This window comes from Phycicoccus mangrovi, assembly GCF_018729305.1.
Lineage (GTDB): Bacteria > Actinomycetota > Actinomycetes > Actinomycetales > Dermatophilaceae > Phycicoccus > Phycicoccus jejuensis.
This window is the reverse complement of sequence record NZ_JAHHWP010000015.1, coordinates 195256-221847: the sequence shown is the minus strand read 5'-3', so window position 1 is coordinate 221847 and position 26592 is coordinate 195256. Positions and strand designations below refer to the sequence as shown.

At 73.7% G+C, this 26592-nt stretch carries 26 protein-coding genes, 1 tRNA gene and 1 other RNA gene; 10 read left to right on the top strand and 18 right to left on the bottom strand.

The window, feature by feature from the left end:
- A partial coding sequence (locus KMZ30_RS14535) for an integrase core domain-containing protein (protein ID WP_215512587.1) occupies positions 1 to 143 on the top strand: 143 nt, incomplete at its 5' end.
- Here the strand turns inward: KMZ30_RS14535 and KMZ30_RS14530 are convergent.
- From KMZ30_RS14530 to KMZ30_RS14515, 4 genes are all read right to left on the bottom strand, one after another.
- Positions 83 to 1555 carry a hypothetical protein gene (locus KMZ30_RS14530; protein ID WP_215520054.1) on the bottom strand — a complete coding sequence of 491 codons (1473 nt, stop codon included), beginning with the start codon at positions 1553 to 1555 and terminating at the stop codon, positions 83 to 85. The genes KMZ30_RS14535 and KMZ30_RS14530 overlap by 61 nt on opposite strands.
- 228 nt (positions 1556 to 1783) lie before the next feature.
- Positions 1784 to 2470 carry a YoaK family protein gene (locus KMZ30_RS14525; RefSeq protein WP_215512943.1) on the bottom strand — a complete coding sequence of 229 codons (687 nt, stop codon included), beginning with the start codon at positions 2468 to 2470 and terminating at the stop codon, positions 1784 to 1786.
- 7 nt (positions 2471 to 2477) lie between these two features.
- Positions 2478 to 3563 (bottom strand): aspartate-semialdehyde dehydrogenase, encoded by a 1086-nt coding sequence (locus KMZ30_RS14520; RefSeq protein WP_215512944.1) that lies wholly within the window; start codon positions 3561 to 3563, stop codon positions 2478 to 2480.
- 1 nt (position 3564) lies between these two features.
- On the bottom strand, positions 3565 to 4839 hold the full coding sequence (locus KMZ30_RS14515) for an aspartate kinase (RefSeq protein WP_215512945.1): 1275 nt from the start codon (positions 4837 to 4839) through the stop codon (positions 3565 to 3567).
- A gap of 436 nt (positions 4840 to 5275) precedes the next feature.
- On the opposite strand from KMZ30_RS14515, the gene KMZ30_RS14510 reads away from it, so the two are divergent.
- Positions 5276 to 6406 carry an NAD(P)/FAD-dependent oxidoreductase gene (locus KMZ30_RS14510; RefSeq protein ID WP_215512946.1) on the top strand — a complete coding sequence of 377 codons (1131 nt, stop codon included), beginning with the start codon at positions 5276 to 5278 and terminating at the stop codon, positions 6404 to 6406.
- A 133-nt stretch (positions 6407 to 6539) separates the two neighbouring features.
- Entirely contained in the window at positions 6540 to 7172 is a 633-nt protein-coding gene (locus KMZ30_RS14505; RefSeq protein ID WP_215512947.1) for a DUF5994 family protein, read from the top strand.
- Positions 7173 to 7209: 37 nt separating this feature from the next.
- Here KMZ30_RS14505 and KMZ30_RS14500 read toward each other — a convergent pair whose 3' ends face one another.
- The 5 genes from KMZ30_RS14500 to KMZ30_RS14480 form a co-directional block, all read right to left on the bottom strand.
- Positions 7210 to 7785: a DUF5063 domain-containing protein gene (locus tag KMZ30_RS14500; protein ID WP_215512948.1), complete on the bottom strand. Its 576-nt coding sequence runs from the start codon at positions 7783 to 7785 to the stop codon at positions 7210 to 7212.
- Positions 7778 to 8380, bottom strand: a complete 603-nt coding sequence (gene recR, locus KMZ30_RS14495; RefSeq protein ID WP_030526487.1) for a recombination mediator RecR — start codon at positions 8378 to 8380, stop codon at positions 7778 to 7780. Before recR ends, KMZ30_RS14500 begins: the two co-directional genes overlap by 8 nt.
- Before the next feature lie 74 nt (positions 8381 to 8454).
- On the bottom strand, positions 8455 to 8676 hold the full coding sequence (locus KMZ30_RS14490) for a heavy-metal-associated domain-containing protein (protein WP_215512949.1): 222 nt from the start codon (positions 8674 to 8676) through the stop codon (positions 8455 to 8457).
- 73 nt (positions 8677 to 8749) lie between these two features.
- Positions 8750 to 9445, bottom strand: a complete 696-nt coding sequence (locus tag KMZ30_RS14485; RefSeq protein ID WP_215512950.1) for a lysophospholipid acyltransferase family protein — start codon at positions 9443 to 9445, stop codon at positions 8750 to 8752.
- Positions 9442 to 11661, bottom strand: coding sequence for a DNA polymerase III subunit gamma and tau (locus KMZ30_RS14480; protein ID WP_215512951.1), 2220 nt, complete (start codon positions 11659 to 11661; stop codon positions 9442 to 9444). The genes KMZ30_RS14485 and KMZ30_RS14480 overlap by 4 nt, the downstream gene beginning before the upstream one ends.
- 85 nt (positions 11662 to 11746) lie before the next feature.
- Here KMZ30_RS14480 and KMZ30_RS14475 point away from each other — a divergent pair, with 85 nt between their 5' ends.
- The 3 genes from KMZ30_RS14475 to KMZ30_RS14465 are packed head-to-tail and all read left to right on the top strand — an operon-like array spanning position 11747 to position 14700.
- Complete coding sequence (locus KMZ30_RS14475) at positions 11747 to 12391, top strand: ABC transporter ATP-binding protein (RefSeq protein ID WP_308279742.1); 645 nt, start codon at positions 11747 to 11749, stop codon at positions 12389 to 12391.
- Positions 12388 to 13833, top strand: coding sequence for a hypothetical protein (locus KMZ30_RS14470; RefSeq protein ID WP_215512952.1), 1446 nt, complete (start codon positions 12388 to 12390; stop codon positions 13831 to 13833). The genes KMZ30_RS14475 and KMZ30_RS14470 overlap by 4 nt, the downstream gene beginning before the upstream one ends.
- Positions 13834 to 13869: 36 nt before the next feature.
- On the top strand, positions 13870 to 14700 hold the full coding sequence (locus KMZ30_RS14465; RefSeq protein ID WP_215512953.1) for a DsbA family oxidoreductase: 831 nt from the start codon (positions 13870 to 13872) through the stop codon (positions 14698 to 14700).
- A 22-nt stretch (positions 14701 to 14722) separates the two neighbouring features.
- On the opposite strand, the gene ffs is transcribed toward KMZ30_RS14465, so the two are convergent.
- Positions 14723 to 14819: signal recognition particle sRNA small type (ffs, locus tag KMZ30_RS14460), an RNA gene on the bottom strand.
- A gap of 213 nt (positions 14820 to 15032) precedes the next feature.
- Here ffs and KMZ30_RS14455 point away from each other — a divergent pair.
- The 3 genes from KMZ30_RS14455 to KMZ30_RS14445 all read left to right on the top strand — a co-directional run bounded on the left by KMZ30_RS14455 (position 15033) and on the right by KMZ30_RS14445 (position 18371).
- Positions 15033 to 16394, top strand: coding sequence for an MFS transporter (locus KMZ30_RS14455; protein ID WP_215512954.1), 1362 nt, complete (start codon positions 15033 to 15035; stop codon positions 16392 to 16394).
- 256 nt (positions 16395 to 16650) lie between these two features.
- Complete coding sequence (locus tag KMZ30_RS14450; protein ID WP_215512955.1) at positions 16651 to 17775, top strand: ScyD/ScyE family protein; 1125 nt, start codon at positions 16651 to 16653, stop codon at positions 17773 to 17775.
- 131 nt (positions 17776 to 17906) lie between these two features.
- Positions 17907 to 18371, top strand: coding sequence for a DUF3817 domain-containing protein (locus KMZ30_RS14445; protein WP_215512956.1), 465 nt, complete (start codon positions 17907 to 17909; stop codon positions 18369 to 18371).
- Positions 18372 to 18374: 3 nt separating this feature from the next.
- On the opposite strand, the gene KMZ30_RS14440 is transcribed toward KMZ30_RS14445, so the two are convergent.
- Positions 18375 to 18701, bottom strand: coding sequence for a hypothetical protein (locus KMZ30_RS14440; protein WP_215520053.1), 327 nt, complete (start codon positions 18699 to 18701; stop codon positions 18375 to 18377).
- 247 nt (positions 18702 to 18948) lie between these two features.
- Entirely contained in the window at positions 18949 to 19761 is an 813-nt protein-coding gene (locus KMZ30_RS14435) for a hypothetical protein (protein ID WP_215512958.1), read from the bottom strand.
- A gap of 101 nt (positions 19762 to 19862) precedes the next feature.
- On the opposite strand from KMZ30_RS14435, the gene KMZ30_RS14430 reads away from it, so the two are divergent.
- A tRNA-Ser gene (locus tag KMZ30_RS14430) sits at positions 19863 to 19947 on the top strand.
- A gap of 308 nt (positions 19948 to 20255) precedes the next feature.
- Here the strand turns inward: KMZ30_RS14430 and KMZ30_RS14425 are convergent.
- The 6 genes from KMZ30_RS14425 to murQ all read right to left on the bottom strand — a co-directional run bounded on the left by KMZ30_RS14425 (position 20256) and on the right by murQ (position 26586).
- The gene (locus tag KMZ30_RS14425; RefSeq protein ID WP_215512959.1) at positions 20256 to 21341 is read right to left on the bottom strand and encodes a hypothetical protein; all 1086 of its coding nucleotides are present in this window, start codon (positions 21339 to 21341) and stop codon (positions 20256 to 20258) included.
- A 14-nt stretch (positions 21342 to 21355) separates the two neighbouring features.
- The gene (locus KMZ30_RS14420; RefSeq protein ID WP_215512960.1) at positions 21356 to 22288 is read right to left on the bottom strand and encodes a BadF/BadG/BcrA/BcrD ATPase family protein; all 933 of its coding nucleotides are present in this window, start codon (positions 22286 to 22288) and stop codon (positions 21356 to 21358) included.
- A 13-nt stretch (positions 22289 to 22301) separates the two neighbouring features.
- Positions 22302 to 23237: a carbohydrate ABC transporter permease gene (locus KMZ30_RS14415; RefSeq protein WP_215512961.1), complete on the bottom strand. Its 936-nt coding sequence runs from the start codon at positions 23235 to 23237 to the stop codon at positions 22302 to 22304.
- On the bottom strand, positions 23234 to 24133 hold the full coding sequence (locus tag KMZ30_RS14410; protein ID WP_036828654.1) for a carbohydrate ABC transporter permease: 900 nt from the start codon (positions 24131 to 24133) through the stop codon (positions 23234 to 23236). Before KMZ30_RS14410 ends, KMZ30_RS14415 begins: the two co-directional genes overlap by 4 nt.
- A gap of 165 nt (positions 24134 to 24298) precedes the next feature.
- Positions 24299 to 25591, bottom strand: coding sequence for an ABC transporter substrate-binding protein (locus KMZ30_RS14405; RefSeq protein ID WP_215512970.1), 1293 nt, complete (start codon positions 25589 to 25591; stop codon positions 24299 to 24301).
- Positions 25588 to 26586: an N-acetylmuramic acid 6-phosphate etherase gene (gene murQ / locus KMZ30_RS14400; protein WP_215512971.1), complete on the bottom strand. Its 999-nt coding sequence runs from the start codon at positions 26584 to 26586 to the stop codon at positions 25588 to 25590. Before murQ ends, KMZ30_RS14405 begins: the two co-directional genes overlap by 4 nt.
- Positions 26587 to 26592 lie beyond the last annotated feature (6 nt).

Below are 26592 nucleotides of genomic sequence, written 5' to 3'. Positions count from 1 at the left end.
CCGAATGGGCCTACCGGCAGGTCTTCACCAGCAACCAAGCCCGCGCCGACGCCCTTGCCCCCTGGCTCGAGCTGTACAACACTCAGCGACGCCACACCGCCCTCGGCGGACTCCCACCGACCAGCCGCCTGTCACCAACCTGATGGCCGGGTACAACTAGGAGTGCCAAAACGTCTCCATCCGCTCCCTCCGGGTAGAACACCCCAGCAATCCACACGAGGGGCCAAACGATGAAAGCCAGCCCTACCGCCGGGACCAGACTCCCGGGGGGAACCTCAGGAAAACGAATTGCAAGCCGGGGGTCAGACATAAGATTAAAGTCGGCCTGATAAGCACGAGAGATGTTTGCTCTCGCCCGGCCGAGATCTGCTGCGAGCTCGGTCCCAGAAAAAAAGGGATAGACCGGGCCCCGCACCATAGTCTGGAACCACCTGGGCGCCGTGCCATAGTTCCAGAACCCCACCTCACGGACATACATACCCTGGGGTGCCACGACATCAAGTTGATAACGTACGCTGAATAATGAAAGCCTCACTGGCAGGCTGACGATCTTCGGCGTCATATTCAATCGATTCCTGAATCGTCGTTTAAACTTGAGCCACCCTGATAGGGGGATTGTTGGGTCACCCTTCTTTGAGAACCTCACCGGTTGAGTCAACTCATAGGTAAACGCTCGTGGAGCAACACCCTCACTCCTAGCCATCTGAGGCCTTCTCATTACAATCGCCGCCGCGCTTTCAGCGAACGCTTCCATGCTATCTGGAAGTGGGGAATCACAGTGGCAAGCTATTGCCACTCGAACGCGATCGTGCACCTGTTCCTCGCTGGAAATATTCGCATTGACGAGTTCCTCGAAGAGACTTCGCAGCTCGGCGGGAGCATCAGCCCCGGAAAGCATTCGCCATCGCTGAAGAATGGCTCGCACCGTCAGCGCACTCGCTGCCTCAAATGGGATTAGGGACAACTCCTTACCATGAAGATGGAAGTCCCGAAATGCCGTCTGCTTACTTGGCTGGTTGATGACAGTAAGGACATCGCCCTTCAAACCGCTCGGCTTTAGCGTGACATTCACCTTGCGCCGGAACGCCCACCCCATGATGAGGACTTCTTCTTGGACACGCTCGAAGTGGCGCTCCCCACTGAGCTGAGCCCACAGGTCGTCGATAACGCGCTTTCGTAGAAGCTTTGGAGAGAGTTCGCCAATCGCCGCATCATAAGTTAGTTGGAGTTCGTGACCAGTTATTGACTGCGGGGCAACAATTATCTCACCCCGCTCGAACGCGCGCCCACTGCGGCGAACCCACCAATAAACATAGAGCCATAAGAAAAAGAGCCCACCCAGGATGGCAGCGGCCCTGAAATCGATGTTGCTGCGCGCGCCTGCAAGGTATTTCAAATCCTCAAGCGCGTCGCGCAATCGCCGAAGATTCCCGGCTGGATCCCCCGCAAAATCCGCGACGGGATCCGCGAAGATCCCTGCAGCCAAGGCACCCAGCGCAACGGAAATTAGCAGAACGCCGATCCACCCTTTACGAAACCACCCCTGCACGGCCATCCGAGACCCCCTCACACCTTGGCGGAATGCTATGCCGCGACCCCACGGTTCCGAAAGACGTCGGAGACGACGATCTGGGCCTTGCCCCGTTTCGCGCGTTCACCAATGGCGAGCGCCGACCGCCCGTTTGAGTCACGAGTACTGCGGGTCGCCGGCCGGTCACGCAGCACCTCTCACGCCTCCCTGGACCTTCGCGGCGCCGCGGGCGCTCCTGCGTGGGCGGAGAGGTCAGCCGCGGACCCGGCGGCTGCCGAGCAGCACGAGGCCGACCGGGACGAGCTGCGCCAGCGGCACCGCGACCGGCGCCCACCGCACGAGCGCGGCCCCGAGCGCCGCTCCGCCGACGAGCCCGGCGAGGATCGTCAGCGAGTGACCGACCGCCCGCAGCCCGTGCCCGGAGACGAGCCGGCCGACGACGCTCGTCAGCGTCCCGGTGAGGTAGGTCGTCGAGAGCCCTGCCACCCCGAAGCGCTGGATCGCGCTGCTCTGGAGGCCGAGCGCGACGGCGTTGAGCGCGAGCAGCGGGAGGAAGGCGCCCTCCGGCGGGGCCGAGCCGAGCGCCCACCAGGCGAGCGCGAACACCGCGAACAGGGCGAGCTCGACCGCGAGGGCGACGCGGACGCGCCCCGGCCACACCGGGTCGTCCGGCCGCGGGGTGCCGGCGACCCGCGCCCCGAGCGCGGCGCCGGCGACGAACGACGCGATGGCGACGGCGGTCAGCGCGAGGGCCGCGCCGTCGCCGCGGGCCAGACCCATCCCGAAGAGCACCATGTTGCCGGTCATGACGCTCGTGAACGCGCTGCCGAGGGCGAGGAAGCCGACGGCGTCCGTGGCGCCGCTGGCGACCGCGAGCACGACGACGAGCCCGTCGCGGACGGTCGTCGGCGCAGCGGCGCGGGACGCGGTCGTGGCCACGCCGGGGTCAGAGCGCGGCGGCGACCAGCTCGGCCGTCTGCACCATGTTGAGCGCGGCGCCCTTGCGCAGGTTGTCGCCGCAGATGAACAGGTCGAGGGTCGTCGGCGCCCCGGGGTCCTGGCGGATGCGGCCGACGAAGCGCGGGTCGGCGCCGACCACGTCGTTGGGCGTCGGGAACTCCGGCTCGTCCGGGTCGTCGAGGACGACGACGGCCGGTGCCTCGACGAGCGCCTGGCGAGCGGCCTCGACGTCGACCTTGCGGCCGAACGAGGCGTGCAGCGAGACCGAGTGCGACGACACGACCGGGACGCGCACACAGGTGGCCGAGACCGGCAGGCCCGGGAGGTCGAGGATCTTGCGGGTCTCGTCGCGGACCTTGACCTCCTCGGACGTCCAGCCCGCCCCGAGGTGGTGCCCGACGAAGGGAACGACGTTGAGCGCCAACGGCGCCGGGAACGGCGAGTCCTCACCGAGCTCGTGCTCGACGAGCCGACGGACGTCGCCGGGTCGGGTGCCGAGCTCGCGGTCGGCGACGACGACCTCGAGCTCGTCGCGCAGCCGGGCCATCCCCGCGCGCCCGAGCCCGGAGGCGGCCTGGAAGGTCGTGACGACGAGCTCGGTCAGCTCCCAGCCGCTGTGCAGCACCGCGAGGACGTCGATCATCGTCATCACTGTGGCGCCGGGGTTGGCGATGATCCCGCGCGGCCGGTCCGCGACCCGGCGCGGGTTGACCTCGGGGACGACGAGCGGCACGTCGGGCTCGGTGCGGAAGACCGTGCTGTTGTCGATGCAGACGACGCCCTTCGAGGCCGCGAGCTCGACCCACTCGCGGGCGATCGACGGCGGGATGTCGAAGATGGCGACGTCGAGGCCGTCGAAGAACTCCGGCGCGACCGCCTCGACGGTCAGCTCCTCGTCGCCGACCCGCAGCGCCGTCCCGACGTCCTCGGCGCCGGCCGCGACCCGCAGCTCGCCCCAGACGTGCCGGTGCATCGGCAGGACCTGGAGGACGACCCGCCCCACGGCCCCCGTGCCGCCGACGACCCCGAGCGTGGGGCGCCGGTCGGTGCGGTGCGTGGTCGTGGCGGTCACGTCAGCGGCCGGTGCCCCCGTAGACGACGGCTTCGCCCTCGCTGGAGTCCAGCCCGAACGCGGTGTGGACGGCGCGGACGGCGTCGTCGAGGAGCTCGTCGCGGGTGACGACCGAGATGCGGATCTCCGAGGTCGAGATCATCTCGATGTTGACGCCGGCGACCGCGAGCGCGTTGAAGAACGTCGCGCTGACCCCCGGGTTGGAGCGCATCCCCGCGCCGACGAGGCTCAGCTTGCCGATCTGGTCGTCGTACTGGACCTGCGTGAACCCCACCTCCGGCTGGATGCGCTGGAGGGCCTGGACCGCGGTCTTGCCGTCGGTCTTCGGCAGCGTGAAGGAGATGTCGGTCAGGCCCGTCTCCACCGCGGAGACGTTCTGGACGATCATGTCGATGTTGATCTCGGCGGCGGCCACCGCCTCGAAGATCTTGGCGGCCATGCCCGTGCGGTCGGGGACGCCGACGACGGTGACCTTGGCCTCGCTGCGGTCGTGGGCGACGCCGGCGATGATCGGGGCTTCCACGGGGACTCCTTCGGGGGCGGGCTGGTCGGAGACGACGGTGCCGGTCTTCTGGGAGAACGAGGACCGGACGTGGATCGGGATGTCGAAGCGGCGCGCGTACTCGACGCTGCGCAGGTGGAGGACCTTCGAGCCGCTCGCCGCCAGCTCGAGCATCTCCTCGTTCGTGATGCGGTCGAGCTTGCGCGCGGCCGGGACGATGCGCGGGTCGGCGGTGAAGACGCCGTCGACGTCGGTGTAGATCTCGCAGACGTCGGCCGACAGGGCCGCGGCGAGCGCGACGGCCGTCGTGTCGGTGCCCCCGCGCCCGAGCGTGGTGATCTCCTTGGTGTCCTGGCTGACACCCTGGAACCCGGCGACGATGACGACGTGCCCCTTGCCGAGGGCCTCGGTGATGCGGCCCGGCGTGACGTCGATGATCTTCGCCTTGCCGTGCACGCTGTCGGTGATGACGCCGGCCTGGCTGCCGGTGAAGCTGCGCGCGCTGTGGCCGAGGTCGGTGATGGCCATCGCGACGAGCGCCATCGAGATGCGCTCGCCGGCGGTCATGAGCATGTCGAGCTCGCGCGGGGGCGGCAGCGGGCTGACGTCCTGGGCGAGGTCGAGGAGCTCGTCGGTCGTGTCCCCCATCGCCGAGACGGCGACGACGACGTCGTTGCCCGCCTTCTTCGTCTCCGAGATGCGCTGGGCGACGCGCTTGATGCTCTCGGCGTCGGCGAGCGAGGAGCCGCCGTACTTCTGGACGACGATGGGCACGGTGGTACTCCCGGGTCGTGGCGCTGCAGGGTCGGGACCACTCTAACGAGGTGTCCACGGACCGGACCGCACGCCCACGATCCGGATGCCCGCCGCCGTGCACGAACCGACGAAAGTGTCGATTGCTGCACGCCCCGACCCTCGGCTGCGTACGGAAAGTGACACATTCGTCGATTGCTGCACACCCCGACCCTCGGCTGCGTACGGAAAGTGACACATTCGTCGATTGCTGCACACCCCCACCCTCGGCTGCGTACGGAAAGTGACACATTCGTCGATTGCTGCACGCCCCATCACCTGCGGGCGTACAGGAAGTGACACATTCGTCGATTGCTGCACGGGGGGAGGTGCCCGTCGGCGCCGGGGTCCGGACGCGCGGAGCATCCCGGTGACGCGAAGGCCCACGTCGGCCGGGGTGCGGCGCTAGCGTCGAGCCATGTCGATCGTCATCGTCGGAGCAGGGCTCGCCGGAGCGACCGCCGCCACCGAGCTGAGGGAGCAGGGCCACAAAGGCCCGATCGTGCTGCTGGGCAGCGAGGAGCACCCGCCGTACGAGCGCCCGCCGCTCTCGAAGAGCTACCTCCTCGGCGAGGACCCCTTCGAGAAGGCCCTCGTCCACCCCCGCGAGTGGTACGCCGAGCACGACGTCGACCTGCGGCTCGGGGTGACGGCCACCGGCCTCGACACCGACGCCCACGTCGTGACGACGTCCGCCGGTGACGTCACCTACGAGCGGCTGCTCCTCGCGACCGGCGCCGAGCCCCGCGTGCTCGACGTCGCCGAGGACGCGGGCGTCCCCGTGGCCTACCTGCGCACCAAGGACGACTCCGACCGGCTGCGCGAGGCCTTCGCGAAGGGCCGCAAGGTCGTCGTCGTCGGCGGCGGGTGGATCGGGCTCGAGGCCGCGGCCGCCGCCCGCCAGGCCGGCGCCGAGGTCACCCTCTACGAGACCGAGGACCTTCCCCTCGTCCACGTCCTGGGCCCGACGGTCGCCCAGGTGTTCGCCGACCTGCACCGCGAGCACGGCGTGCAGTTGCGCCTCGGCACCGAGGTGACCGCCGAGCACCTCGAGGGCGCCGACCTCGTCGTCGCCGGCATCGGCGTCAAGCCGCGCGTCGACCTCGCCCACTCGGGCGGCGTCGACGTCGACAACGGCGTGCTCGTCGACTCCCGGCTGCGCACGTCGGTGCCGTCGGTGCTCGCCGTCGGCGACATCGCCAACCACGCCCACCCCCGCCTCGGCCGCCGCATCCGGGTCGAGCACTGGGACACCGCGATCAAGCAGGCCAAGGTCGCCGCGCACAACCTCGCGGGCGGCGACGAGGAGTACGAGGAGATGCCGTACTTCTTCACCGACCAGTACGACCTCGGGATGGAGTACGTCGGCAGCGCGAGCGAGGACGACGAGGTCGTCGTGCACGGCAGCCTCGAGGACCGCGAGTTCCGCGCCTTCTGGCTGCGCGACGGCGACGTCGTCGCGGCGATGCACGTCAACGACTGGGACGCCGGCGACGTCATCAAGGAGGCCGTCGACTCCGGCGAGCTGCCCGAGGACGAGAGCGACTGACCGCGCGGGTCCTCCGGGCCCGCCACCCGCGGTACGGTGGGGGGTAACAGGGATCGACCCGTGCGGGCCAACTCGTGGCCCACGTGCTCTGTGGACGACCCACCAGCGGTGATCGCCGCCGAACGGATCCCTCATGTCCCCGCCCGCCACCGAGACCGACTCGGTCCGCCTGTCGCTGCGCCTCTCCCCGGGCCAGCTGACCATCGAGGGGGCGTGGTGGCCGCGGTCGCTCAGCCTCGAGGACGAGCTCCCTCCGCTCGACCGCGCCGTCCGGGACGCCACCGGCGCCGGCATCGCCCGGTTCGCCTACACCCTCGGGACGTGGACCGACCAGCCGAGGAAGGTGCACGCCGCCTCCCACCTCATCAAGCTGGGCTGGTTTACCAGCGGGCGGTTCCCGGACAGCGTCGACCTCAGCCTGGACGACTACCGCCGCGTCGTGCTCGTCGTCGTCCCGCCGGACGCCGGCGCGGCCGAGTCCGCGGCCGCCATGTCGGCGTTCGACCTGCGCGGGACCCGGTCGACCTCCACCGACGGCGCGGAGCCCCCGCCGTACCACGCGCCGGACCTGCCGTCGGAGCTCGCGCAGCAGCTCCTCGCGACGAAGGAGACCGTCCGTCAGGCGATGCTCCGCGTCCGGGGGATCGCGGACGCCGGGACCCGGGCCCGGGCGGCAGCCGTCCTCGAGGTCGACCTCACGCTGGCCGCGACCGAGGCCCGCACCGTCGTGGACCAGGCCGAGCCCGCGACCGACGCGCGCACCTGACCGCACCGGTCGGGCGCGCGCCCCGACGCCTGCGCCCTCAGGGGTGCAGCGCGTCGAACTCGGCCTCGGCGACGGCGTCCGCGTCGGCGTCGAGGCGGACGTGCGCGAGCAGCCCCTGGACGACCCGCAGGGATGCCGCAGCGCGCTCGCCCCAGTGCGACAGGTAGCTGAACTGCCACCACCAGAGGGCCTCGAGGGGACGGCCGGCATCGTGGTGCTCGAGCCCGTGGGCCAGGGCGGCGGCGACGTCGACGAGGTCGTTGCTCACGGTGCCGACGCCGAGCTCGGGCGTCGTCAGCGGGTCGACGACGTCGGCGTACTCGTCGAGCCCCTCGAAGATGTTGCGCAGGCTCTCGCGCAGCGGGTCGAGCTCCGGGTCGGGGCCGGCGTCGGGCTCGAAACGCTCCTCCGGCACGACGTCCTCGACGGCGCCGAGCCGTGCCCCGGCCAGCAGCACCTGCGAGAGCGCGAGCAGGAGCATCGGCAGCGAGGCGTCGGGGACCTCACCGGCCGCGACCTCGCGGATGGTCAGCAGGTAGGTGCGGGCGTCGAGCGCGGTCTCGTCGGCGAGCCGACCCCAGTCGCCACCGAGCACACCGGGTGCCTCAGACATCGAGCAGCCTCCGTCCCTCGAACGCCCGGCCGAGCGTCACCTCGTCGGCGTACTCGAGGTCACCACCGACCGGCAGGCCGGACGCGAGCCGGGTGACGCGCTGGACACCGATGTCGCGGAGCATCCGCGAGAGGTAGCTGGCCGTCGCCTCGCCCTCGAGGTTGGGGTCGGTGGCGATGATGACCTCGGTCACGACCCCGTCGCCGAGCCGCGCGAGGAGCTCGCGGACGCGCAGGTCCTCCGGGCCGATGCCGTCGATCGGGCTGATCGCGCCGCCGAGCACGTGGTAGCGGCCGCGGAACTCGCGCGTGCGCTCGATGGCGACGACGTCCTTGGGCTCCTCGACGACGCAGATCGAGCTGTCGTCGCGCCGCGGGTCGGCGCAGATCCGGCAGCGCTCACCCTCGGCGACGTTGAAGCAGACCGCGCAGAAGCGCACCCGGGCCTTGACCTCGGACAGCGCGTGCGCGAGCCGCTCGACGTCGGCGGGGTCGGCCTGCAGGAGGTGGAAGGCGATGCGCTGGGCGCTCTTGGGGCCGACACCCGGCAGCCTGCCGAGCTCGTCGATGAGGTCCTGGACCGCGCCTTCGTACACGTCGACGAGCCTACGGCCTCAGCGGCCCGGAGGGCGGCTCGGGGCGCTCGGGGTGCGACGCGGCGCGGCGGGGGTCAGGCCGTGACGAGCGCGTAGTCGCCGGCCTCGTCGAGCGCGGCGGCGACCTCGGCGTCGGTCAGCTCGCGGCCGGTGACGGTGACGACCGACTCGCCCCCGCTCACGACCTCGACCGCCACGTCGTCGACGCCGTCGAGGGCGGTGAGCTCCTCGGTGACGGCGTGGGCGCAGTGGCCGCAGGTCAGACCGGTGGCGCGGAACTGCTGGGTGCTCGGCACGGGCCGGCTCCTCTCGTCGACGGATACCTCCCGCCAGTATGCGCCGGACCCGTCCGGCGGGGGCGGGGGACCCTCAGATGCCGACGGCGGCGCCGGTGCTCTCGGGCGGCAGCTCGTTGTGGGTGTCGGCGCGCACCTGGCCCGTGAGGCCGGCGATGGCGTCCATCACCGCGTCGGTCATCAGGCGGCGCGCCTTGCCGGCCGGAAGGTCCGCGTACGGCGCGGGGTCGATGGGCGGGCCGAACGAGACCCGCACCTCGGCCCGCCGGGGGAAGCTGCTGCCGACCGGCTGGACCTCGTCGGTGCCGACGAGCCCGACCGGGACGACCGGCACGCCGGCGGTGAGCGCCAGCCAGGCGACCCCGGTGCGGCCCTTGTAGAGCCGGCCGTCGCGCGAGCGCGTGCCCTCGGGATAGATCCCGAAGGCCCGCCCGGCGCGCAGGACCTCGAGCGCGGCGTCGAGCGACTCCTGCGCCGCGCGCGAGGAGTGCCGGTCGACGGGGATCGCTTCGATGGCCTCGAAGAAGCCGCGTCGCACGGCGCCACCGAGGCCGGGCCCCGTGAAGTAGTCGGACTTCGCGAGGAAGCTGACCGGCCGCGGGGCGACGATCGGGATCGCGAAGGAGTCGATGAACGACAGGTGGTTCGACGCGAGGACGACGCCGCCGGTGCGCGGCACGTGGTGGGTGCCGGTGACCGTCGGGCGCCACACCAGCTTGGCCGTCGGTGCGACGACGAGGTGGCCGGCCCGGTAGGCGACCCGGCTCACCGGTCGTGCTCCTGGATGACGGTGCCGCCGAGGATGCGCTCGACGACGGGCACGCCGACGTCGGAGAGGTCGTCGATCGACTCGTCGTCGTCGCTGATGGCGGTGTCGTCGACGACGTGCTGCTGCGCGACGACCTCCTGCTCGGACTCGGCCGCCACCGTGGCCCTGGCCTGCTCGAGCGGGCTGGCCCACGAGGGCGCGGACTCCGGCGGCGGCGGGGCGTCGGACCAGCTCGGCGCCTCGGACCGGGGACCGGGACCCGACGGGACCCCCATCTCGGCCGGGGACGGGCCACGGTCGCGCGCCGGCGCGGGCGGCGGGCCGTCCTGCTGCGAGGCGGGCGCCGGCTCGGGGCCCGGGTCCGGCGGCGGGGGGACGTCGACGGGCTCGGGGACGGGGGCCACCTGGACGTCGCCGGGACGGCCCTCGACCTTGGCGTCGACGCCGAGGACGTCGATGAGCGCCTGGCGCACGTACTCGGCGTGCGCTCCGCGGCGGAAGGTCTCGGCGAGGCCGCTCGTGGAGATCGCGAGCATGACCCGCACGCCGTCGTACTCGACGACCTGGGCGTTCTGCGAGACGAAGGTCCACGTGACGCGCTTGTGCCGGCTCAGCCAGTCGAGCACGTCGGGCCACGAGCGACGGATGGCGTCGGTGTCGAGGCCACCGGGGCCACGCCGGTCCGCCACCTGTGCCGCGGGGGCCTGCTGCGGCGTCGGAGCGGGCGCCTGCGGCGGCGGCGCCGGTGCCTGCTGCGCCGGTGCCGGCCGGTCCGCGGGCGGCTGCGCTGACGGGGCCGGTGGCTGCTGCTGGGCCGGTGGGGGCGTGGGGGCCTCACGCTCGGCGGCCGGCGGCGGGGTCGGGGTCGGGGTCGGGCGCTCGGGCGCCCGCTCCGGCTCCGCCGGGACGGACGACGCCGCGGCGGGGGCCGGCGACGGGGCGGCCGGTGCCTGGCCGGCCGGAGCCTGGCCGGCCGGAGCCGGGGCCGGGGCGGGCGCAGGGGCCTGCGCGACCGGGGTGGGGGCAGCGGGCGCGGCCGCGGCCGTCGGGACGCCCCCGACCTCGAGGCGGCGCTCGAGGCGGTCGATGCGCGCCGCGTAGCCCGACTCCCCCGCGGCGCCGGGCAGGAGGATGCGGGCCGCGAGCAGCTCGAGCTGCAGGCGCGGCGCCGTCGCCCCGGTCATCTCGGTGAGGCCGGCGTTGGCGACGTCGGCGACCCGCGAGAGCGACCCCGCCCCGAAGGCGGCGGCCTGCCGGCGCATCCGCTCGAGCTGGTCCTCGGGGACGTGCCGCAGCACCTGGGCGGCGCCCTCGCGCATCGCCTCGACGACGATGAGGTCGCGCAGCCGCTCGAGGAGGTCCTCGACGAATCGGCGGGGGTCCAGGCCGGTCTCGACGACGCGGTCGATGGACCGGAAGACCGCCGCCGCGTCACCGGCCGCGAAGGCCTCGACGGTGGCGTCGAGCAGCTCGCCGTCGGTGAACCCGAGCAGCGCCGCGGCCGACTCGTAGGTCAGCCCGGCCTCGCCGGAGCCCGCCATCAGCTGGTCGAGGACCGAGAGCGAGTCGCGGACCGAGCCGCCGCCCGCGCGGACGACGAACGAGAGGACGCCGGGCGCGACGGCGACACCCTCGCGCGCGCAGAGCTCCTCCATGTACGACTGCAGCCGGGCCGGCGGCACGAGCCGGAACGGGTAGTGGTGGGTGCGGGAGCGGATCGTGCCGATGACCTTCTCGGGCTCGGTCGTCGCGAAGACGAACTTCACGTGCTCCGGCGGTTCCTCGACGATCTTCAGCAGGGCGTTGAAGCCCTGCGGCGTCACCATGTGCGCCTCGTCGATGATGTAGATCTTGAAGCGGCTCTGCGCCGGTCCGTACGAGGCCCGCTCGCGCAGGTCGCGGGCGTCGTCGACACCACCGTGGCTCGCGGCGTCGATCTCGATGACGTCGACGGTGCCGGGCCCGCCGCGTGCGAGCGCCACGCAGGAGTCGCACGTCCCGCACGGCTCCGGGGTCGGCCCCTGCTCGCAGTTGAGGCAACGGGCGAGGATGCGCGCGCTCGTCGTCTTGCCGCAGCCGCGCGGGCCGGAGAAGAGGTACGCGTGCCCGACCCGCCCCGTCCGCAGCGCCTGCATGAGGGGCTCGGTCACGTGCTCCTGCCCGATGACGTCGACGAACGTCTCGGGCCGGTAGCGGCGGTAGAGGGCGGTGCTCACCCGGACGACCCTAGCCGTCGGCGCGGACACCGGGAACGCCCGTCCCGAGGCGTGTGGACGGCCCGCGGGTGAGAGGGTGAGCCCCGTGACCGGAACCCGCGTGGAGGTCCGCGGCGCCTCGAAGGACATCGACGGCGCCGTCCTCCTGCACCCCACGTCCTTCGCCGTCGACGCCGGCTCGTGCGTCGTCCTGCGCGGCCCCAACGGCGCCGGCAAGACGACCGCGCTGCGGCTCGTCGCCGGGCTCACCTCGCCCTCGACCGGCACCGTCACCCTCGACGGGGAGCCGGCCGACGAGCGCCGCTCCGCCACCCGCGAGGCGGTCGCCGCGCTGCTCGGCACCCCGGCCGGCTGGCGCGACCTCACCCTCGTCGACCACCTGACCCTCGTCGACGCCTCGTGGGGCCGCGACCCCGCGACCTGCCACGAACGGGTCCTCGCGGCGCTCGACGAGGTCGGCATCGGGCACCTGCCCGACCGGTTCCCCCACGAGCTGTCGTCGGGCCAGACCCAGCTGTTCCATCTCGCGCTGACGCTCTTCCGCCCGGCCCGCCTCCTCGTCCTCGACGAGCCGGAGCAGCGCCTCGACACCGACCGGCGGATGCTCCTCGCCGGCCTCCTGCGTGCCCGCCGCGACGCCGGCACGACCATCCTCCTGGCCTGCCACGACCCGGCCGTCACGGAGGCGGTGGCCGACGGCGTCGTCGACATCGACCCGGAGCACCGGTGACCGACGCGGCGCACGACGAGCCCGTCGGGACCGACCGCGAGCGCCTCGCGGACGTCCAGCACGTCCTCCACGGCGAGGAGGGCTCGGGGTCGTGGCGCTCGCTGCTCTACACGCTCTACGTCGTCGCGCTGCTGACCGGCATCTACGGCTTCACCGTGCTGCGGGGCGTCGTCGAGGTCGCGGACCTGCCGGCCCGCGGTGTCTCGCTCGGCCCGACGTCCGGGGTCGGCGCCCTCGTCCTCGGCGGCGTCGTGGGCCTCGTCGCCGTCCTCGCGCTCCTGGCCCACGCCACCGGACGCCGACGCGGTCCGGTCACCCCGGACCTCCCCTGGCTCGACCACGTCGCCACCGGCCCCGCCGACCGCCGGCTCGTCCTGCGCGAGGCCTGGCGGCTTCCGGCCACGGGGCTGCTCGTCGGCGGCACGCTCGTCGCGTCCGTGCTCGGGCTGGCGGTCTGGGGCGGTGGGGCGGCCGGGCCCGCCGCGGCGGTCACCGGCCTCGCAGTCGGGCTGCTCGGGTCGACGACGGTGCTCCTCGCGTGGCTGGCCGGCCAGCTCGCGGCCGACGACCACGCCGGGATGCGCACCGGCGCCGCCCTGCGCACGGCGACGCGCCCCGGGGCGGCGCTGCGGGCCCTCGGACTCGACGGGTTGCGGGCGCACAGTGCGCGTTCCGCCCGCCTCGGCGGCGGGGTCCTCGCCGGCGACCCCCGGGCCGTCCGCCTCGAGGCCGCCTCCCCCGTCCGCCGCGGGCGGACGTGGCGGCTGCGCTCGCGCGGGCCGGTGCGGACGGTGCTCGCCCGCGACCTGCTCGGTCTGCGGCGCCAGCCGTTCCTCGTCGTCGGCAGCGCCGTCCTGCTCCTCGCGGCCGGCGTCGCGCTCGGCGCCGTCGTCGCGGGGCGCCCGGGCAACATCGTCCCCGCGGCCCTCTGCGCGCTGCTGCTCCACCTCGGGGCCGGGCCGGTCGCCGAGGGCCTGCGCCTCCTCGGCGACACCCTGGGCGCGCCGCGCCTGCTCGGCGGCTCGGTGACGCGGGAGGCGGTGGCGCACACCGCCGCTCCGGCCGCCCTCGTCCTCCTCGTGGCGATGCCGGCCGCCACGGTCACCGCCGGGCTGCTCGCGGGCGGGGTGGCCGCCGCGACGGCCGCGCTCGTCACGGCCTCGGTCGGGGCCGTCGTGCTCGGGTCGCAGTGGCTCGCCGCCTTCCGGGTGATGCCGCCCTCGTTCGCCTTCCTCCCGGACGTCGGCCCGCAGGTCCTCCTCGCGTGGCTCGCCGTGCCGCTGCTCGTCTCCGCGGGCGCCGGGGTCGTCGTCGTCCAGACCCTCCTCGCGGCGACCGCCGGGGTGCCGCTCGCCGCGGCGTCGGCCGCGCTCGCGGTGGTCGTCGTGTGGCTGCGCGCGCACGGCGTCCTGGGCCGAGCGTCCTCCGCCCACCGGGACTGAACCCCGGCCGTCAGGAGCGTGACCTACCCTCGGGGGGTGCGCATCGACGTCTGGTCCGACATCCTCTGCCCGTTCTGCCACCTGGGACGGCGCCACCTCGAGCTCGCCCTCGAGCAGTTCGAGCACGCCGACGAGGTGGGGGTCGTGTGGCACAGCTTCCAGCTCGACCGCAACGCGGCGGCCGTCGACGCCACCCCGCAGGTCGACCGCATTGCCGAGAAGTACGGCACGCCGCGCGAGCAGATGGTCGCGCAGCACGAGCAGATGGCCCGCGACGCGGCCGAGGTCGGCCTCGACTTCGCGTGGGAGCGCCTCGTCGGCGGCAACTCCTACGACGCCCACCGCCTGCTGCACCTCGCGCGCTCGCGCGACCTCGAGCAGCCGGTGACCGACCGCGTCCTGCGCGCCTGGTACTCCGAGGGCGCCGCGATCGGCGACCACGAGACCCTCGTCCGGCTCGGTGTCGAGGGCGGCCTGCCCGAGCAGGACGTCCGCGACCTCCTCGCGTCCGACGACTTCGGCATCGACGTCCGCACCGACGAGGCGCTCGCCGGCCAGATCGGCATCACCTCCGTGCCGACGTTCGTCCTCGACCAGAAGTACGGCGTCACCGGCGCCCAGCCCGTCGAGGTCCTCCTCCAGGCGATCCGCCAGGTCTGGGACCTCCAGGGAACCGAGCCCGAGATGCCGGCCGCGGGCGGCGGCTGCGGAGGTGGGTGCTGTGGCGGCGCGTGCGGCAGCGGCGGCGCCGCCGAGGCCGAGACCGCGCAGCCCGAGGCCGCGGGCTGCGGGTGCGGGGCGGGGGGCTGCGGCGGGGTCTGCGGCCCCGACGAGCACGCGGCGCAGGCCGAGCCCGCCACGCGCTGACCCCGGGCGGGGCGTCCCCGGACACGAGGACACCCCGCGTACCTGGAAGAGCCCACCTGCCCTTGCTGCATTCCTGCCCTGGGGGAGTTCAGTGGGGTACCACCACGCGGGGTGCCGGGCACGATCGTACGGGGTGAGCCGCGTCCGGTGGTAATCCCGGCCCCGGTCCCACCCGCCCCACCGGTCCCGGCAGGGCGCCGCTCGGGGGCCGGACACCACCCCGCGCCCCGACCGTCCGTGCTCAGGGGTGGCGCCCCGCACCACCCTCCTCGTCGAGATGTGTCCGTCACGCACGCCCCCAGCGGCCCCGGACATCCCTACGGTTGCGGCTCATGTCCGACACCGTCGTCAGTCCCGCCGGCTCCGCGTCCCCGACGCCGACCCGCAGCAACATCGTCAAGATCGTCTTCGCCAGCGTCGTCGGCACCGCCGTCGAGTGGTACGACTTCTTCCTCTACGGCTCCGCCGCGGCCCTCGTCTTCGGCAGCCTGTTCTTCCCCGACAGCGACCCGCTGACCGGCACCCTGCTCGCCTTCGGCACCTACGCCCTCGGCTTCGTCGCCCGCCCGCTCGGCGGTGTCGTCTTCGGCCACTACGGCGACCGGGTCGGGCGCAAGAAGATGCTCGTCATCTCGCTGCTCATGATGGGCGGCGCGACCGTCGCCATCGGCCTCCTGCCGACCTACGCGACGATCGGCATCGCGGCGCCGCTGCTGCTGCTCCTCTGCCGGCTGGTCCAGGGCTTCGCGGTCGGCGGCGAGTGGGGCGGCGCGGTCCTCATGGTGGCCGAGCACGGCAAGGACGAGCACCGCGGCTTCTGGTCGAGCTGGCCGCAGGCCGGCGTGCCCTTCGGCAACCTCCTCGCGACCGGTGTCCTCTGGCTGCTCTCGGTCTTCCAGTCCGACGCCGCCTTCAACGCCTGGGGCTGGCGCATCCCGTTCCTCCTCTCGGCCGTCATGGTCCTCATCGGCCTGTGGGTCCGCGTGAGCCTCGAGGAGTCGCCCGTGTTCGCCGAGGCCAAGGCCGAGATCGAGTCCTCGGAGAAGTCCCACCTGCCGATCCTCGAGGTGCTGCGCCGCTACCCCCGCGAGGTCCTCCTCGCGATGGGCATGCGGATGGCCGAGAACATCAGCTACTACATCTTCACGATCGTCGTCATCACCTACGTCACGACCTACCTCGGCGCGCAGAAGGGCGTCGTCCTCGGCGCGCTGCTCGCCGGCGCGGCGATGCAGTCGGTCCTCATCCCGCTCATCGGGGCCCTCTCGGACAAGGTCGGCCGCCGGCCCCTCTACCTCGTCGGTGCCGTCGGCGTCGGCGTCTGGGGCTTCGTCTACTTCGGGATGATCGACAGCCTGAGCGGCCCGCAGATCATGCTCGCGACGCTCGTCGGGCTGTTCTTCCACGCGCTGATGTACTCGCCGCAGGCCGCGTTCTTCTCCGAGCTGTTCGGCACCTCGGTGCGCTACACCGGCGCCTCGGTCGGCTACCAGCTCGCGTCCATCCTCGCCGGTGCCCTGGCGCCGATCATCGCCCTGCAGCTCCTCGGCTCGACCGACGAGAAGAACACGGGCGCGGTCGCGGTCTACCTCGCCGTGGCGGCGGCGATCACCGTCGTCTCCGTACTCCTCGCCAAGGAGACCAAGGCGACCTCGCTGCGGCACGACCGGGTGCTCGACGGGGCCCGCGACTGACCCCGGCCCCTCCGCACGCCCCCACGGACCCGGTCCGAGCCGACGCTCGGGCCGGGTCCGGCGTCTGCCCGGCATGGCTCGATCGGGCCATTGACCGGCGGCGCCGCCGGCCGGAAGCATGACCGCCGGCGCCTCACCGTGACCCGCTCGAGAGGGGGTCACCACCGCGGCGGCCGAGGGGGACCACCCGCCTGCGCCGTCGCCAGACACCGCAGACCGCGCGACCAGGGGGCCGCGCACCGCAGGGAGACCACGCATGACCAGACCCACCAGGATGCTCGCCGCGGTCGCGGCCGCGAGCGCGTTCCTCCTCGTCCCACCGGCCACCGCCTCGGCCCACGGGGGGCGTCCCACGCCCCACCCGGTCCCGCGCTCGGACCAGCTCGCCGCCCCGTTCAACATCGACAGCTCCGCGGGCTCCGTGCTCGTCGCGGACGGCGGGCCCGGCCTCGTCGGGCGTCTCCAGCGCGACGGGTCGATCAAGCCCATCGCGACCGACCAGCCCGGAGCCTCCGGCATCGCCCGCTCGCGGGACGGCAAGCGCATCGCGTGGACGACGACGGTGACGGACTTCACGACCTTCGAGAACTCCGAGAGCGGGCTGACCATCCGCGACGGCCGCGGCCGGACGACCTACGCCGACACGCACGCCTTCGAGGTGGCGAACAACCCCGACTCGCGCATCCACTACGGGGTGCGGAACCCGAGCCAGTGCGTCACCGACGCCCTCACCGCGGCGCAGTTCCCGGTGTCGTACACCGGGGGCGTCGACTCGCACGCCTACTCGGTCGCCGCCACCCGCAGCGGATGGGTGGTCGCCGACGCCGGGGCCAACGCCCTGTTCACGGTGACCAACAGCGGCCGCATCCGCACGCTCGCGGTGCTCCCGGCGCAGCCGACGACCATGACGGCCGAGATGACCGCCGCGCTCGGCCTGCCCGACTGCGTCATCGGCGTGACGTACCGGTTCGAGTCGGTGCCGACCGACGTCGAGGTCGGCCACGACGGGATGCTCTACGTGACGACCCTGCCGGGCGGCCCGGAGTCGCCGGTGCTCGGTGCGCGGGGCGCGGTCTACCGCGTCGACCCCCGCAGCGGCGAGGTGCGCCGTGTCGCGCGCGGCTTCCTCGGCGCGACCAACCTCGCGCTCGGCCGGCACGGCGAGATCTACGTCGCCGAGCTCTTCGCCGGGCGCATCGCGGTGGTCCGTCACGGGAAGGTCGGGGGCTACCTCGACCTGCCGGGTGTCGTCGCCGTCGAGAGCGGGCGCAACGGCACGCTGTGGGCCGCGACCCTCGGCAACGAGGACCCGCCGGCGCCCGGCACGATCGTGCAGATCTACGACGGGAAGAAGCACTGGCGCGGCTCCTGGCGGAGCTGAGCCGGCACTCCGGCGCAGGGCGGGTCGACCTCTCGACCCGCCCTGCGGCGCGTCACGGTGCGGCCCCGGTGGCGGCGCTCCCAGCATCGTCACGGAGGATGGTGGGGCCCCCGCCACGACCCGAGGACGTCATGACCCCCGCGACCCTGTACCCCGCGCTCGCTCGCACCGAGGCCGTCACCTGGGCCCTGTTGCTGCTCGGCATGGTGCTCAAGTACGTCACGCGCACGACCGAGCTCGGCGTCGCCGTCTTCGGCCTCGTCCACGGCGTCGTGTTCCTCGCGTACGTGCTCGTCACGGTCGTCGTCGCCCTCGACCAGCGGTGGACGCGCCGGATGACCGCCGCCGCGCTCGTCGCGGCGCTGCCCCCGTTCGCGACCCTCTGGGTCGAGCGGCGCGTGGAGCGCAGCGGCCGCCTCGCGACGTCGTGGCGGCTCGCCCCCGGTGGTGAGCGCCCGGCGCACGTGCTCGAGCGCGGGCTCGCGCGGGCGCTGTCGCGGCCGGTCCTCGCCGCCGTGCTCGCCGGCGCCCTCGTCCTCGTCGCGACGGCCGCGCTCCTCGTCGTCGGCCCGCCCGGCGGCCGCGCCGGCGCCTGAGCCCTAGGGCACCAGCTCGTCCCCGACCACCCGGCGCAGTCCCGCGACGGCCAGCGCGGTGACCACCGAGAGCAGCAGCCCGAGGCCGAGCCCGGCCCAGCCCCCGAGCCGCCGCAGGCCCTCGGGGTGGTGGCGCCGTCTCGTCACGAGCTGGGTGACGGCGAAGGCCCAGACCGCGAGGGGCGCGGCCGCCCCGCACATCCAGAACCAGAACCACCGGGTCCCCCAGCGCGGCGGCGGACCGGCGACGACGAGGCCGAGCACCCCGAGCACGACGAGCAGCGGGAGGACGCCCTCCACCAGGCCCGGGTCGCCCACCCGGGAGGACACCCCACCGGTCCGGGAGCGCACCTCGGCGAGCAGGTCCTCGGCGCCCGACGTCGCCCGGACGTCGACGAGCCGCAGCGGGCCGACGAGGTCGGTCGTGCGGTAGGCCAGGGTGGTCGGGCCGCCGTCCGAGCCGTCGTGGCGACGAGGACCAGCAGTCCGGCGGCGAGGCGCAGCGCCTGCGGCGACGGACGCCTCGGGAGCAGCGCGCGCCGGGCCAGCTCCGGCGCCCCGGGGGTGACCTGCGCGGTCACGGCCGGACGACCCAGAGCCAGTGGGTGGCGTCGGCCAGCGCCGTGAGGAGCCCGGTCACGAGCAGGCCACCGGCGATCGCCACCGCCAGCCCCATCCATCCGCCGCGGCGAGGGCGCTGTCCCGCAGCGAGCGCGGGAGCGGGCCGCACCTGCTCGAGGGCGGCGTACGCGAGGACGCCGAGACCCATCGGCACCCAGAGCTGCCAGAACCAGAACCACCGGCTGCCGCGCGTGGGTCGGGGCCCGACGCCGACCGCGACCAGCATCATGAGCAGCAGGGGCAGTGCGGCGAAGACCACCGACTCGCGGCTGGGCCCGGACGTCTCGAACGGGAAGGCGTGGGCCGCCACCGGCACCCCGGCCGCCCGGAGCGACGCCGTGGCGGCGTCCCCGCCGTCACCGACCGTCCCGGGGTCGAGGATCCGGCGCGGGCCGAGCAGCGAGTCGACGTGGTACTCGACGCTCGGGCGGCCGCCGAGGGCGGGCTGCTGCGGGTCGGGGGTGCCGTCGCGTCGCATCGCGGGGAGGGTGACCTGCGGGTCGCCGGCCCAGCCGTCGCGGGCAGCGGACGGCAGGCCGACGAGCCGCCACTCCGTCACCCGACCCGCCGCGAGGTCGTCCCGCAGCTGCTCGGGGGTCACGAGGCGCGCCTGCGTCATCCCCGTGAGGACGAGCCACGCCACCCAGAACAGCACCATGACGACCCCGAAGACCCGGTCGCTGCGGCGGGGCGGGCGCGGTGACCCGTCGTCGGGCGGCGTCCAGGCGCCCCGTGGTGACCGCGTCGCGACCTTCGCCCCCTCGTCCATGCCCGGATGATGGCAGCGCCGCCCACGGCTGTCGACCACTCCTGCGGGTGTGCGCAGCCCCGATTTCTGGTGCACCCCCGCCCTCGGGTAGCCTCCTCGGCGGAGGATTCGCATAGTGGCCTAGTGCGCACGATTGGAAATCGTGTTGGGATAAAACCCTCGGGGGTTCAAATCCCCCATCCTCCGCCGACTGAGAACCCCCCCGGGAGCGTGCGACCGGGGGGGTTCTCGCGTCGTCCCCCCATCCGGTCGAGGTGAAACCCGACCGCGAGAGGGTCGGGTTTTCACCTCCACCCGCCGGCGCATCCCCGGGTCGAGGTGAAACCCGACCGCGAGAGGGTCTCTTTTCACCTCGACCCACGCGCGGCAGCATCCGGTCGAGGTGTCCCACCGATGCGAGCGCGCGGCCGGACACCTCGACCCGCCGGGCATCCCCCGGGTCGAGGTGAAATTGGACCGCGAGAGGGTCCCTTTTCACCTCGACCCGGCGGTGGTCAGGCGAGGGGCAGGCGCTCCGCGACCCCGGTGCGCTCGTCGTGCAGCTCGACGAGGCGCTGCTCGTCCGGCCCCGGCACCGGCCCCGACGCGCTGACGAGCCGGCAGACCGCGTACTCGCCGACCGCGGCGTCGTAGGTGTCGACCCAGCGCAGGTACCGGCGCTCCTCGGCGTCGTCGCGGCACGGCCAGGGCACGGTCAGGGCGGCCTGGCCGATGCGGAACGGCTTGGGCGTCAGGCGGGCCCGGTAGCTGGCGTGCGTCGCGCAGAGCTCGACGTACAACGGGTCCGACTCGAGCTCGGTGAGCAGCGCCCGGGCCTGCGGCGACTGCGGCGCGAGCCCGGCGCCGGTGACGACGACGCGCAGCCCGGCCGCGGTCCGGTACACGCGCACCCCGAGCTCGGGGTGGCGGCGCCCGAACTCCCACGCGTTCTCGGCGGCCAGGCAGTCGGCCACCGACGGCCCGCCGGGGCCGGTGGCGGTGACGACGCGGCCCTCCTCGCCGGGCGGGTCGGGGTAGGCCTCGTACCCCGACGCCCCGGAGGACGACGACGCGCTCCCGGCCGGGCCGGCGACCGGCTCGGGGCCGTCGAGCCCGGCCGCGTCCTCGCCCGAGGGCTCCATCGGCGTCGGGTCCGGGCGCCCGAGCACGAGGCGTCGCAGGAAACCGCCGACCCCGCGGCCCCGGTCCCCCGGCGTCGACTGCGTCGCGCGGCGCCGGGCGGCGGGGCGCTCGTCGGCGAGCTCGGGGCAGTCGACGTCGGCGATGAGGAGCAGGTCGGTGCAGAGGACCTCGCAGCCCATCCGGTTGCGCGTGACGACCCCGATGAGCCGGCCGTCGTCGGCGCGGACCTCCTCGAGGACGGGCTCGCGCAGCGGTGTGCGGGGGTAGTAGCCGCGCGTCTCGGGCAGGCGCCCCTCGCGCGCGACCCGCTCGAGGAGCTCGGCGAGCCGCTCCCGTCCGACGCGCTCGGCGTCCGCGTCGGACTCGGTCGACCAGCCCCACACCGTCAGGGGCGCGCCGGACCGCCCGAGGTGGGGGCTGAAGCCCTCGACCCGGACCCAGTGCTGCGGGATCTCCATGGCGCGAGAGTCTGTCAGGCGCCGGCGAGGTGCACGTAGCGCGGATGCCGCGGCAGCCCGCCGTCCGCGTCGAGCCGCGCGGCGAGGACGAGCGCGCCGTCGAGCGCGCCCCCGGCCGACCGCTCCACCCGCCCACCGGCGGCGGCCACGACGGCCTCGACCTCGCGCCGCACCGCAGGCGCCGACAGCAGCCCGCCGGTCGCGACGAGCCGCGGCCGCGCGAGACCCGCGGCGGCGGCGAGGAGCGACTCCCCGAGCGCGTGCCCGGCGGCGACGCAGACGCCGGCGGCGACGACGTCACCCGTCTCGGCGGCCGCGGTCACGAGCGGCGCCACCGAGGCCAGGGCCTCCGGCGCGTCGCCGGCGGTCATCACCCGGCGCGGCCAGCCCTCGCACGGCCCGAGCAGGCCCTCCGCGGCGGCGAGCAGCCCGGGCGAGCCACCACCCACGCCGTCCCGCGACCGCAGCGCGGCGCGCAGGCCCTCCATCCCGACCCAGGCGGCCGACCCACGGTCGCCGAGGACGTGTCCCCAGCCGTCGACCCGCGTCCAGTGCGCCGAGAAGTCCGAGCCGAAGGCCACGGCCCCGGTCCCGGCCGCGACGACCGCACCGGGCACGACCTCGCCGAGGGCGCCGACGAGGTTCGCGACCGCGTCGCTGACGACGGCCGTCCGCCGGGCGCGCAGGGCGGCCGCGACCGCGCGCAGCACCTCGGCGGGGTCGGCGAGGAAGAGCAGCCCGCGCGTCGACCAGCAGACCGCGTCCGGTGCGTCGACCCCCTCGGCGTCGAGGAGCACCCGGGCGTCGGCGGCCAGCGCGGCGACGTCGAGGCCACCGGCCCCGACCCGCGCCCCGGCGGCCTGCCGCCGCTCCCCGTCGACGCCGTCGCGGCGCACGACGAGCCGCAGCCCGCTGCCTCCGACGTCGACCGCCACGACCGTGCTCACGGCCGTGAGCCGATCACTTGGCCATGCCCGCCGTCAACCCGGCGACGATCTGCTTGGTGGCGACGAGGAAGAGCACGATGAGCGGGATGGTCGTGATGACGAGCCCCGCGAAGACGGCCGCGTAGTTCGTCGCGTTCTCGCCGAAGAACGTGGTCAGGCCGACCGGAAGCGTGTACTTGTCCTGCGTGCGCAGGAGGACGAGGGGGAAGAGGAAGTCGTTCCAGATGGGGACGAACCGGAAGACCGCCACGGTCGCGACGGCCGGGCGCACGAGCGGCACCATGATCCGCCAGAAGGTCTGCCACGCGGTGGCGCCGTCGAGCGTCGCGGCCTCCTCGAGCTCGGCCGGCAGCTGCCGGAAGAACGTCGTGAGCACGAAGATCGAGAACGGCACACCCGAGGCGCCGTACATCAGCGCGAGCCCGAGCCGGGAGTCGATGAGCCCCGCGCCGTCGAAGAGGTAGAAGATCGGCAGGATCGCGAGGTGGATCGGGAGCATGAGGCCCGACAGGAAGAGGGACTCGAGCCACCGGAAGATGCGCGAGCGGCCCCGGGCCAAGGCGTACGCCGCCATCGTCGAGACGGTCGTCGACAGCAGCACTGCGCCGAGGGTCACGAGCAGGCTGTTGCCGAAGTACGTCGCGAAGTTGCCTGCGGTCCAGGCCTCCCGGTACGCGTCGAACGACAGCGGCCAGGGTGCACCGAGCGGGTCGGAGATGAGGTCGCCGTTGCTGCGGAAGGAGCTGCTGAGCATGAGCAGCAGGGGGATGAGCGCGAACGCGGCGTAGACCCACAGCAGCACGCTCGCGGTGCGGCCGCCGACCGGCTTCTGCCGGCCACGGGTCCCCCGACGCCCGGACGGGCGCTTCGGGGCGAGGACGCCGTCGGGGGTGCTCGTCACGTCGGTGCGCTCGTCGGCGGCACCGATGCCGGCGGGGACGACGCTCATCCGGTGATTCCCTTCTCGTGGCGGCGCAGGACCGCGGTGGCGCCGAACGCCCCTCCGAAGATCAGGAGGAAGAGCAGCGTCGCGAGGGCCGACGAGGTGCCGATGGCGTCGGTCGAGCCGGAGTCGAACGCGGTGCGGTAGAAGAGGAGCGAGAGGAAGTCGGTCGAGCCGGCGGGGTTGCCGGTGGAGCCGCCGAAGGCGTACGGCAGCGCGAACGCCTCCATCGCGAAGATGAACGTCAGGACGCTCACCGTGCCGATGGCCGGGACGAGCAGCGGGAGGACGACCCGGCGGAACGCCTGCCCGTTGGAGGCGCCGTCGACGCGCGCGGCCTCGGTCAGCTCGTCGGGCACCCCGCCGAGCGCCGCCCCGTAGAGCAGCACGGGGAAGCCGATCCACTGCCAGACGCTCACGAGGATGACGACCCAGAGCGCCGTGTCGGGGTCGCCCAGCCACGGCAGGGCCCACGACTCGAGGCCGACCTTCGTCAGCAGCGTGTTGACCGGCCCGAAGGTCGGCGAGAGCAGCAGCGTCCAGAGGTAGCCGATGACGATCGGGCTCACGAGGTAGGGCATCGCGTAGAGCGTCTGCAGCGCACGGCGGGTGCGGGCCCGGCGGTGCAGGAGGAAGGCGACGGTGAGGCCGATCGTGTTCTGCACGAGCATCGTCCCGACGAAGAACAGGACGTTGTGCCACAGGGCGCGCGGCAGGTCGGTGGTGAAGGGGGCGCGGGTGAACAGCGCCGTGAAGTTCTCGAGGCCGACGAACCCCTGGCGCGCCGTGCCCGCCCAGCCGTAGAAGGCGTAGGAGAACGAGGTGACCATCGGGTAGAGGACGAAGACCCCGAACAGCGCGAGGGCCGGGGTGACGAAGAGCAGTCCGGTGCGTCGGTTCATGGTCTTCCGGGGTGGAGGTCGGGATGGGGTGGCCGACCGGCTCGCCCGGCGACCGGCGCGGGGGCCGCGCCGGGGGCCGGGGGGGGGGGGGGGGGGGGGCCCCCCCCCCCCCCGGGGGGGGGGGGGGGGCCCCGCCCCCCCCCCCCGGGGCCGGGGTCGGGTGGGTCAGCTCGTCGGCTCGAACCAGGTCATGACGCCCTCGTTGAGCTCGGTGCTCACCGTCTCGGCGTCCTTGCTGCCGAGGAACAGCTCCTGCGTGCCCTTGCCGAGCAGGTCGGTGCCCGAGGGCGACCCGTACCGGAAGTCGGTGAGCAGCAGGTACGGCGAGCCGTTCGCGTCGAGGTTCGCGGCGACGTCCTTGAGGACCGGGTCGGAGTAGGTGACGCCGGGGACGGCCGAGATCTGCTTGATGTCGTCGGCGACCATCTGGCCGAACTCCGGCGTGGCCATCCACTGGACGAGCTTCGTGGCGGCCTCCTTGCGCGGCGACTTCGCGTTGACCGCGAAGTTGCCGTCGGCCCAGCCCGCGGTCGTCGCCTCCGAGCCGCTCGGGGCGCCCGGCGCCGGGGGCACCTGGAAGACACCGAGGTCCATCTCGGGGTTGGCGGTCTGCAGCGCGGCGAGGTCGTAGGAGCCGCCCGGGTACATCGCGGCCTTGCCGGAGGAGAACAGCGTCATCGCGTCGGTGACGGCGACACCGGTGACGCTCTTCGGCATGTACTTCTCGAGGCCCTTGAGCACGTCGACCGAGGCGACGAAGTCGGGGTCGGTGAAGTCCTTCTCGCCGGACTGGACCGACTTCTGGAAGGCCGCGCCACCGAACCGGCTGGCTCCGAGGACCTCGTGGACGATCGGGAGGGTCCAGTCGTCCTTGGCGCCGACGGCGAGCGGGGTGATGCCCTTGCCGAGCAGCGTGTCGTTGACCGACATGAACTGGTCCCAGGTCGTGGGCACCTGGATCCCGTTGTCCGCGAACATCTTCTTGTCGTAGAAGAGGACCGTGGCCTGGCGGGCGAGCGGCACCGAGTAGAGCTTGCCGTCGTCCTTGCCCTTGGCGCCGGCGACGATGTTCTCGTCCCACGCCGAGAGGTCGACCGCGTCGTCGAGCGGCACCAGCGAGCCCGAGGCGACGGTCGTCTGCAGGCCGCCGTAGGAGCGGACCTGCGGCACGTCCGGGCCGTCGGAACCGGCCAGGCCGGTGGCGAGGATCTTGTTGTACTCGGTGGCCTTGAACGGCTTGAAGTCGACGGTCACGCCCGGGTTCTTCGCCTCGTAGGCGTCGAAGATCTTCTCGTACGCGGCCTTGTCCTCGACGCGCCAGGACCACACGGTCAGCGTCGTCGAGTCGCCGTCGGCGCCGCCGTCGCCCGAGGACGACGAGGGCGCGCACGCCGCGAGGGCGAGGAGGCCGGCGCCCACCACGAGGGCGGTGCCGGTCCTGCGGGAACGGAAGGTCATGCGGGGTCTCCTGTCGGGACGTGGGCCGGGGGCCGTGGGGTGCTGCTGTCGGTGGGGACGGACGGGGTGCCGGGGGCGGGCACGGGGCCCGGGACGGGGAGGGCGGCGAGGGCGTGCGCGACCGACCCCTCGGCCGCCGCGAGGGCGCGGCGGGCGGTCGCGGCGTCGACGCCGGCGAGGAGGGCGACGAGGGCGGGCTTGAGCTCGCCGTCGCAGGCCTCGAGGGCGCCGCGGGCCTCGTCGTCGCCGGCCCCCGTGGCCTCGCGCAGGATGCGCACGACGCGCCCGCGCAGCTTCGCGTTCGTCGCGACGACGTCGACCATGAGGTTGGACCACGTGCGCCCGAGCCGGATCATCACGGCGGTCGAGAACGCGTTGAGGACGAGCTTCTGGGCGGTGCCGGCCTTGAGGCGGGTCGAGCCGGTGATGACCTCGGGGCCGGTGTCGACCGCGAGGCAGTGGTCGGCGAGCGGGCCGAGCTCCGGCGACGGGTTCGCGGTGACGAGCGCGGTGACGGCGCCCCGCTCGCGGGCGAGCCGGAGGGCTCCGGCGACGTACGGCGTGCGGCCGGACGCGGTGAGCCCGACGACGACGTCCCCGGCGGCGACGTCGTCGAGGTCGGCGGCGCCCTGGTCGGCGTCGTCCTCGACGTTCTCGACGGCGCGCAGCAGGGCCGCCGGCCCACCGGCGTGGTGGGCGACGACGAGCCCGGGCGGGGCGTTGAAGGTGGGCAACAGCTCGGCGGCGTCGAGGACGGCGAGCCGCCCCGACGTGCCGGCACCGACGTAGTGCACGGTGCCACCGGCCCGCACCGCCGCCACGGCGGCGTCGACGAGGGCGGCGAGCTGCGGCAGCACCTCGGCCACCGCGGGCGCGACCCGGGCGTCCTCGGCGTTGAGCAGCCGCAGCACCTCGAGGGTGCCCAGGGCGTCGATGCCGACGGTGCCGGGGTGACGCTCCTCGGTGGGGGCCAGGACGGTCGCCTCGGTGATCACGGCGGC

Excerpts from the sequence above, each read along its gene's own strand:
- KMZ30_RS14530 (WP_215520054.1), bottom strand. The coding sequence starts at position 1,555 with ATGGCCGTGCAGGGGTGGTTTCGTAAAGGGTGGATCGGCGTTCTGCTA.
- KMZ30_RS14510 (WP_215512946.1), top strand. The coding sequence starts at position 5,276 with ATGTCGATCGTCATCGTCGGAGCAGGGCTCGCCGGAGCGACCGCCGCC.
- KMZ30_RS14505 (WP_215512947.1), top strand. The coding sequence starts at position 6,540 with ATGTCCCCGCCCGCCACCGAGACCGACTCGGTCCGCCTGTCGCTGCGC.
- KMZ30_RS14500 (WP_215512948.1), bottom strand. The coding sequence starts at position 7,785 with ATGTCTGAGGCACCCGGTGTGCTCGGTGGCGACTGGGGTCGGCTCGCC.
- KMZ30_RS14455 (WP_215512954.1), top strand. The coding sequence starts at position 15,033 with ATGTCCGACACCGTCGTCAGTCCCGCCGGCTCCGCGTCCCCGACGCCG.
- KMZ30_RS14450 (WP_215512955.1), top strand. The coding sequence starts at position 16,651 with ATGACCAGACCCACCAGGATGCTCGCCGCGGTCGCGGCCGCGAGCGCG.
- KMZ30_RS14445 (WP_215512956.1), top strand. The coding sequence starts at position 17,907 with ATGACCCCCGCGACCCTGTACCCCGCGCTCGCTCGCACCGAGGCCGTC.
- KMZ30_RS14435 (WP_215512958.1), bottom strand. The coding sequence starts at position 19,761 with ATGGACGAGGGGGCGAAGGTCGCGACGCGGTCACCACGGGGCGCCTGG.
- KMZ30_RS14425 (WP_215512959.1), bottom strand. The coding sequence starts at position 21,341 with ATGGAGATCCCGCAGCACTGGGTCCGGGTCGAGGGCTTCAGCCCCCAC.
- KMZ30_RS14415 (WP_215512961.1), bottom strand. The coding sequence starts at position 23,237 with ATGAGCGTCGTCCCCGCCGGCATCGGTGCCGCCGACGAGCGCACCGAC.
- KMZ30_RS14410 (WP_036828654.1), bottom strand. The coding sequence starts at position 24,133 with ATGAACCGACGCACCGGACTGCTCTTCGTCACCCCGGCCCTCGCGCTG.
- KMZ30_RS14405 (WP_215512970.1), bottom strand. The coding sequence starts at position 25,591 with ATGACCTTCCGTTCCCGCAGGACCGGCACCGCCCTCGTGGTGGGCGCC.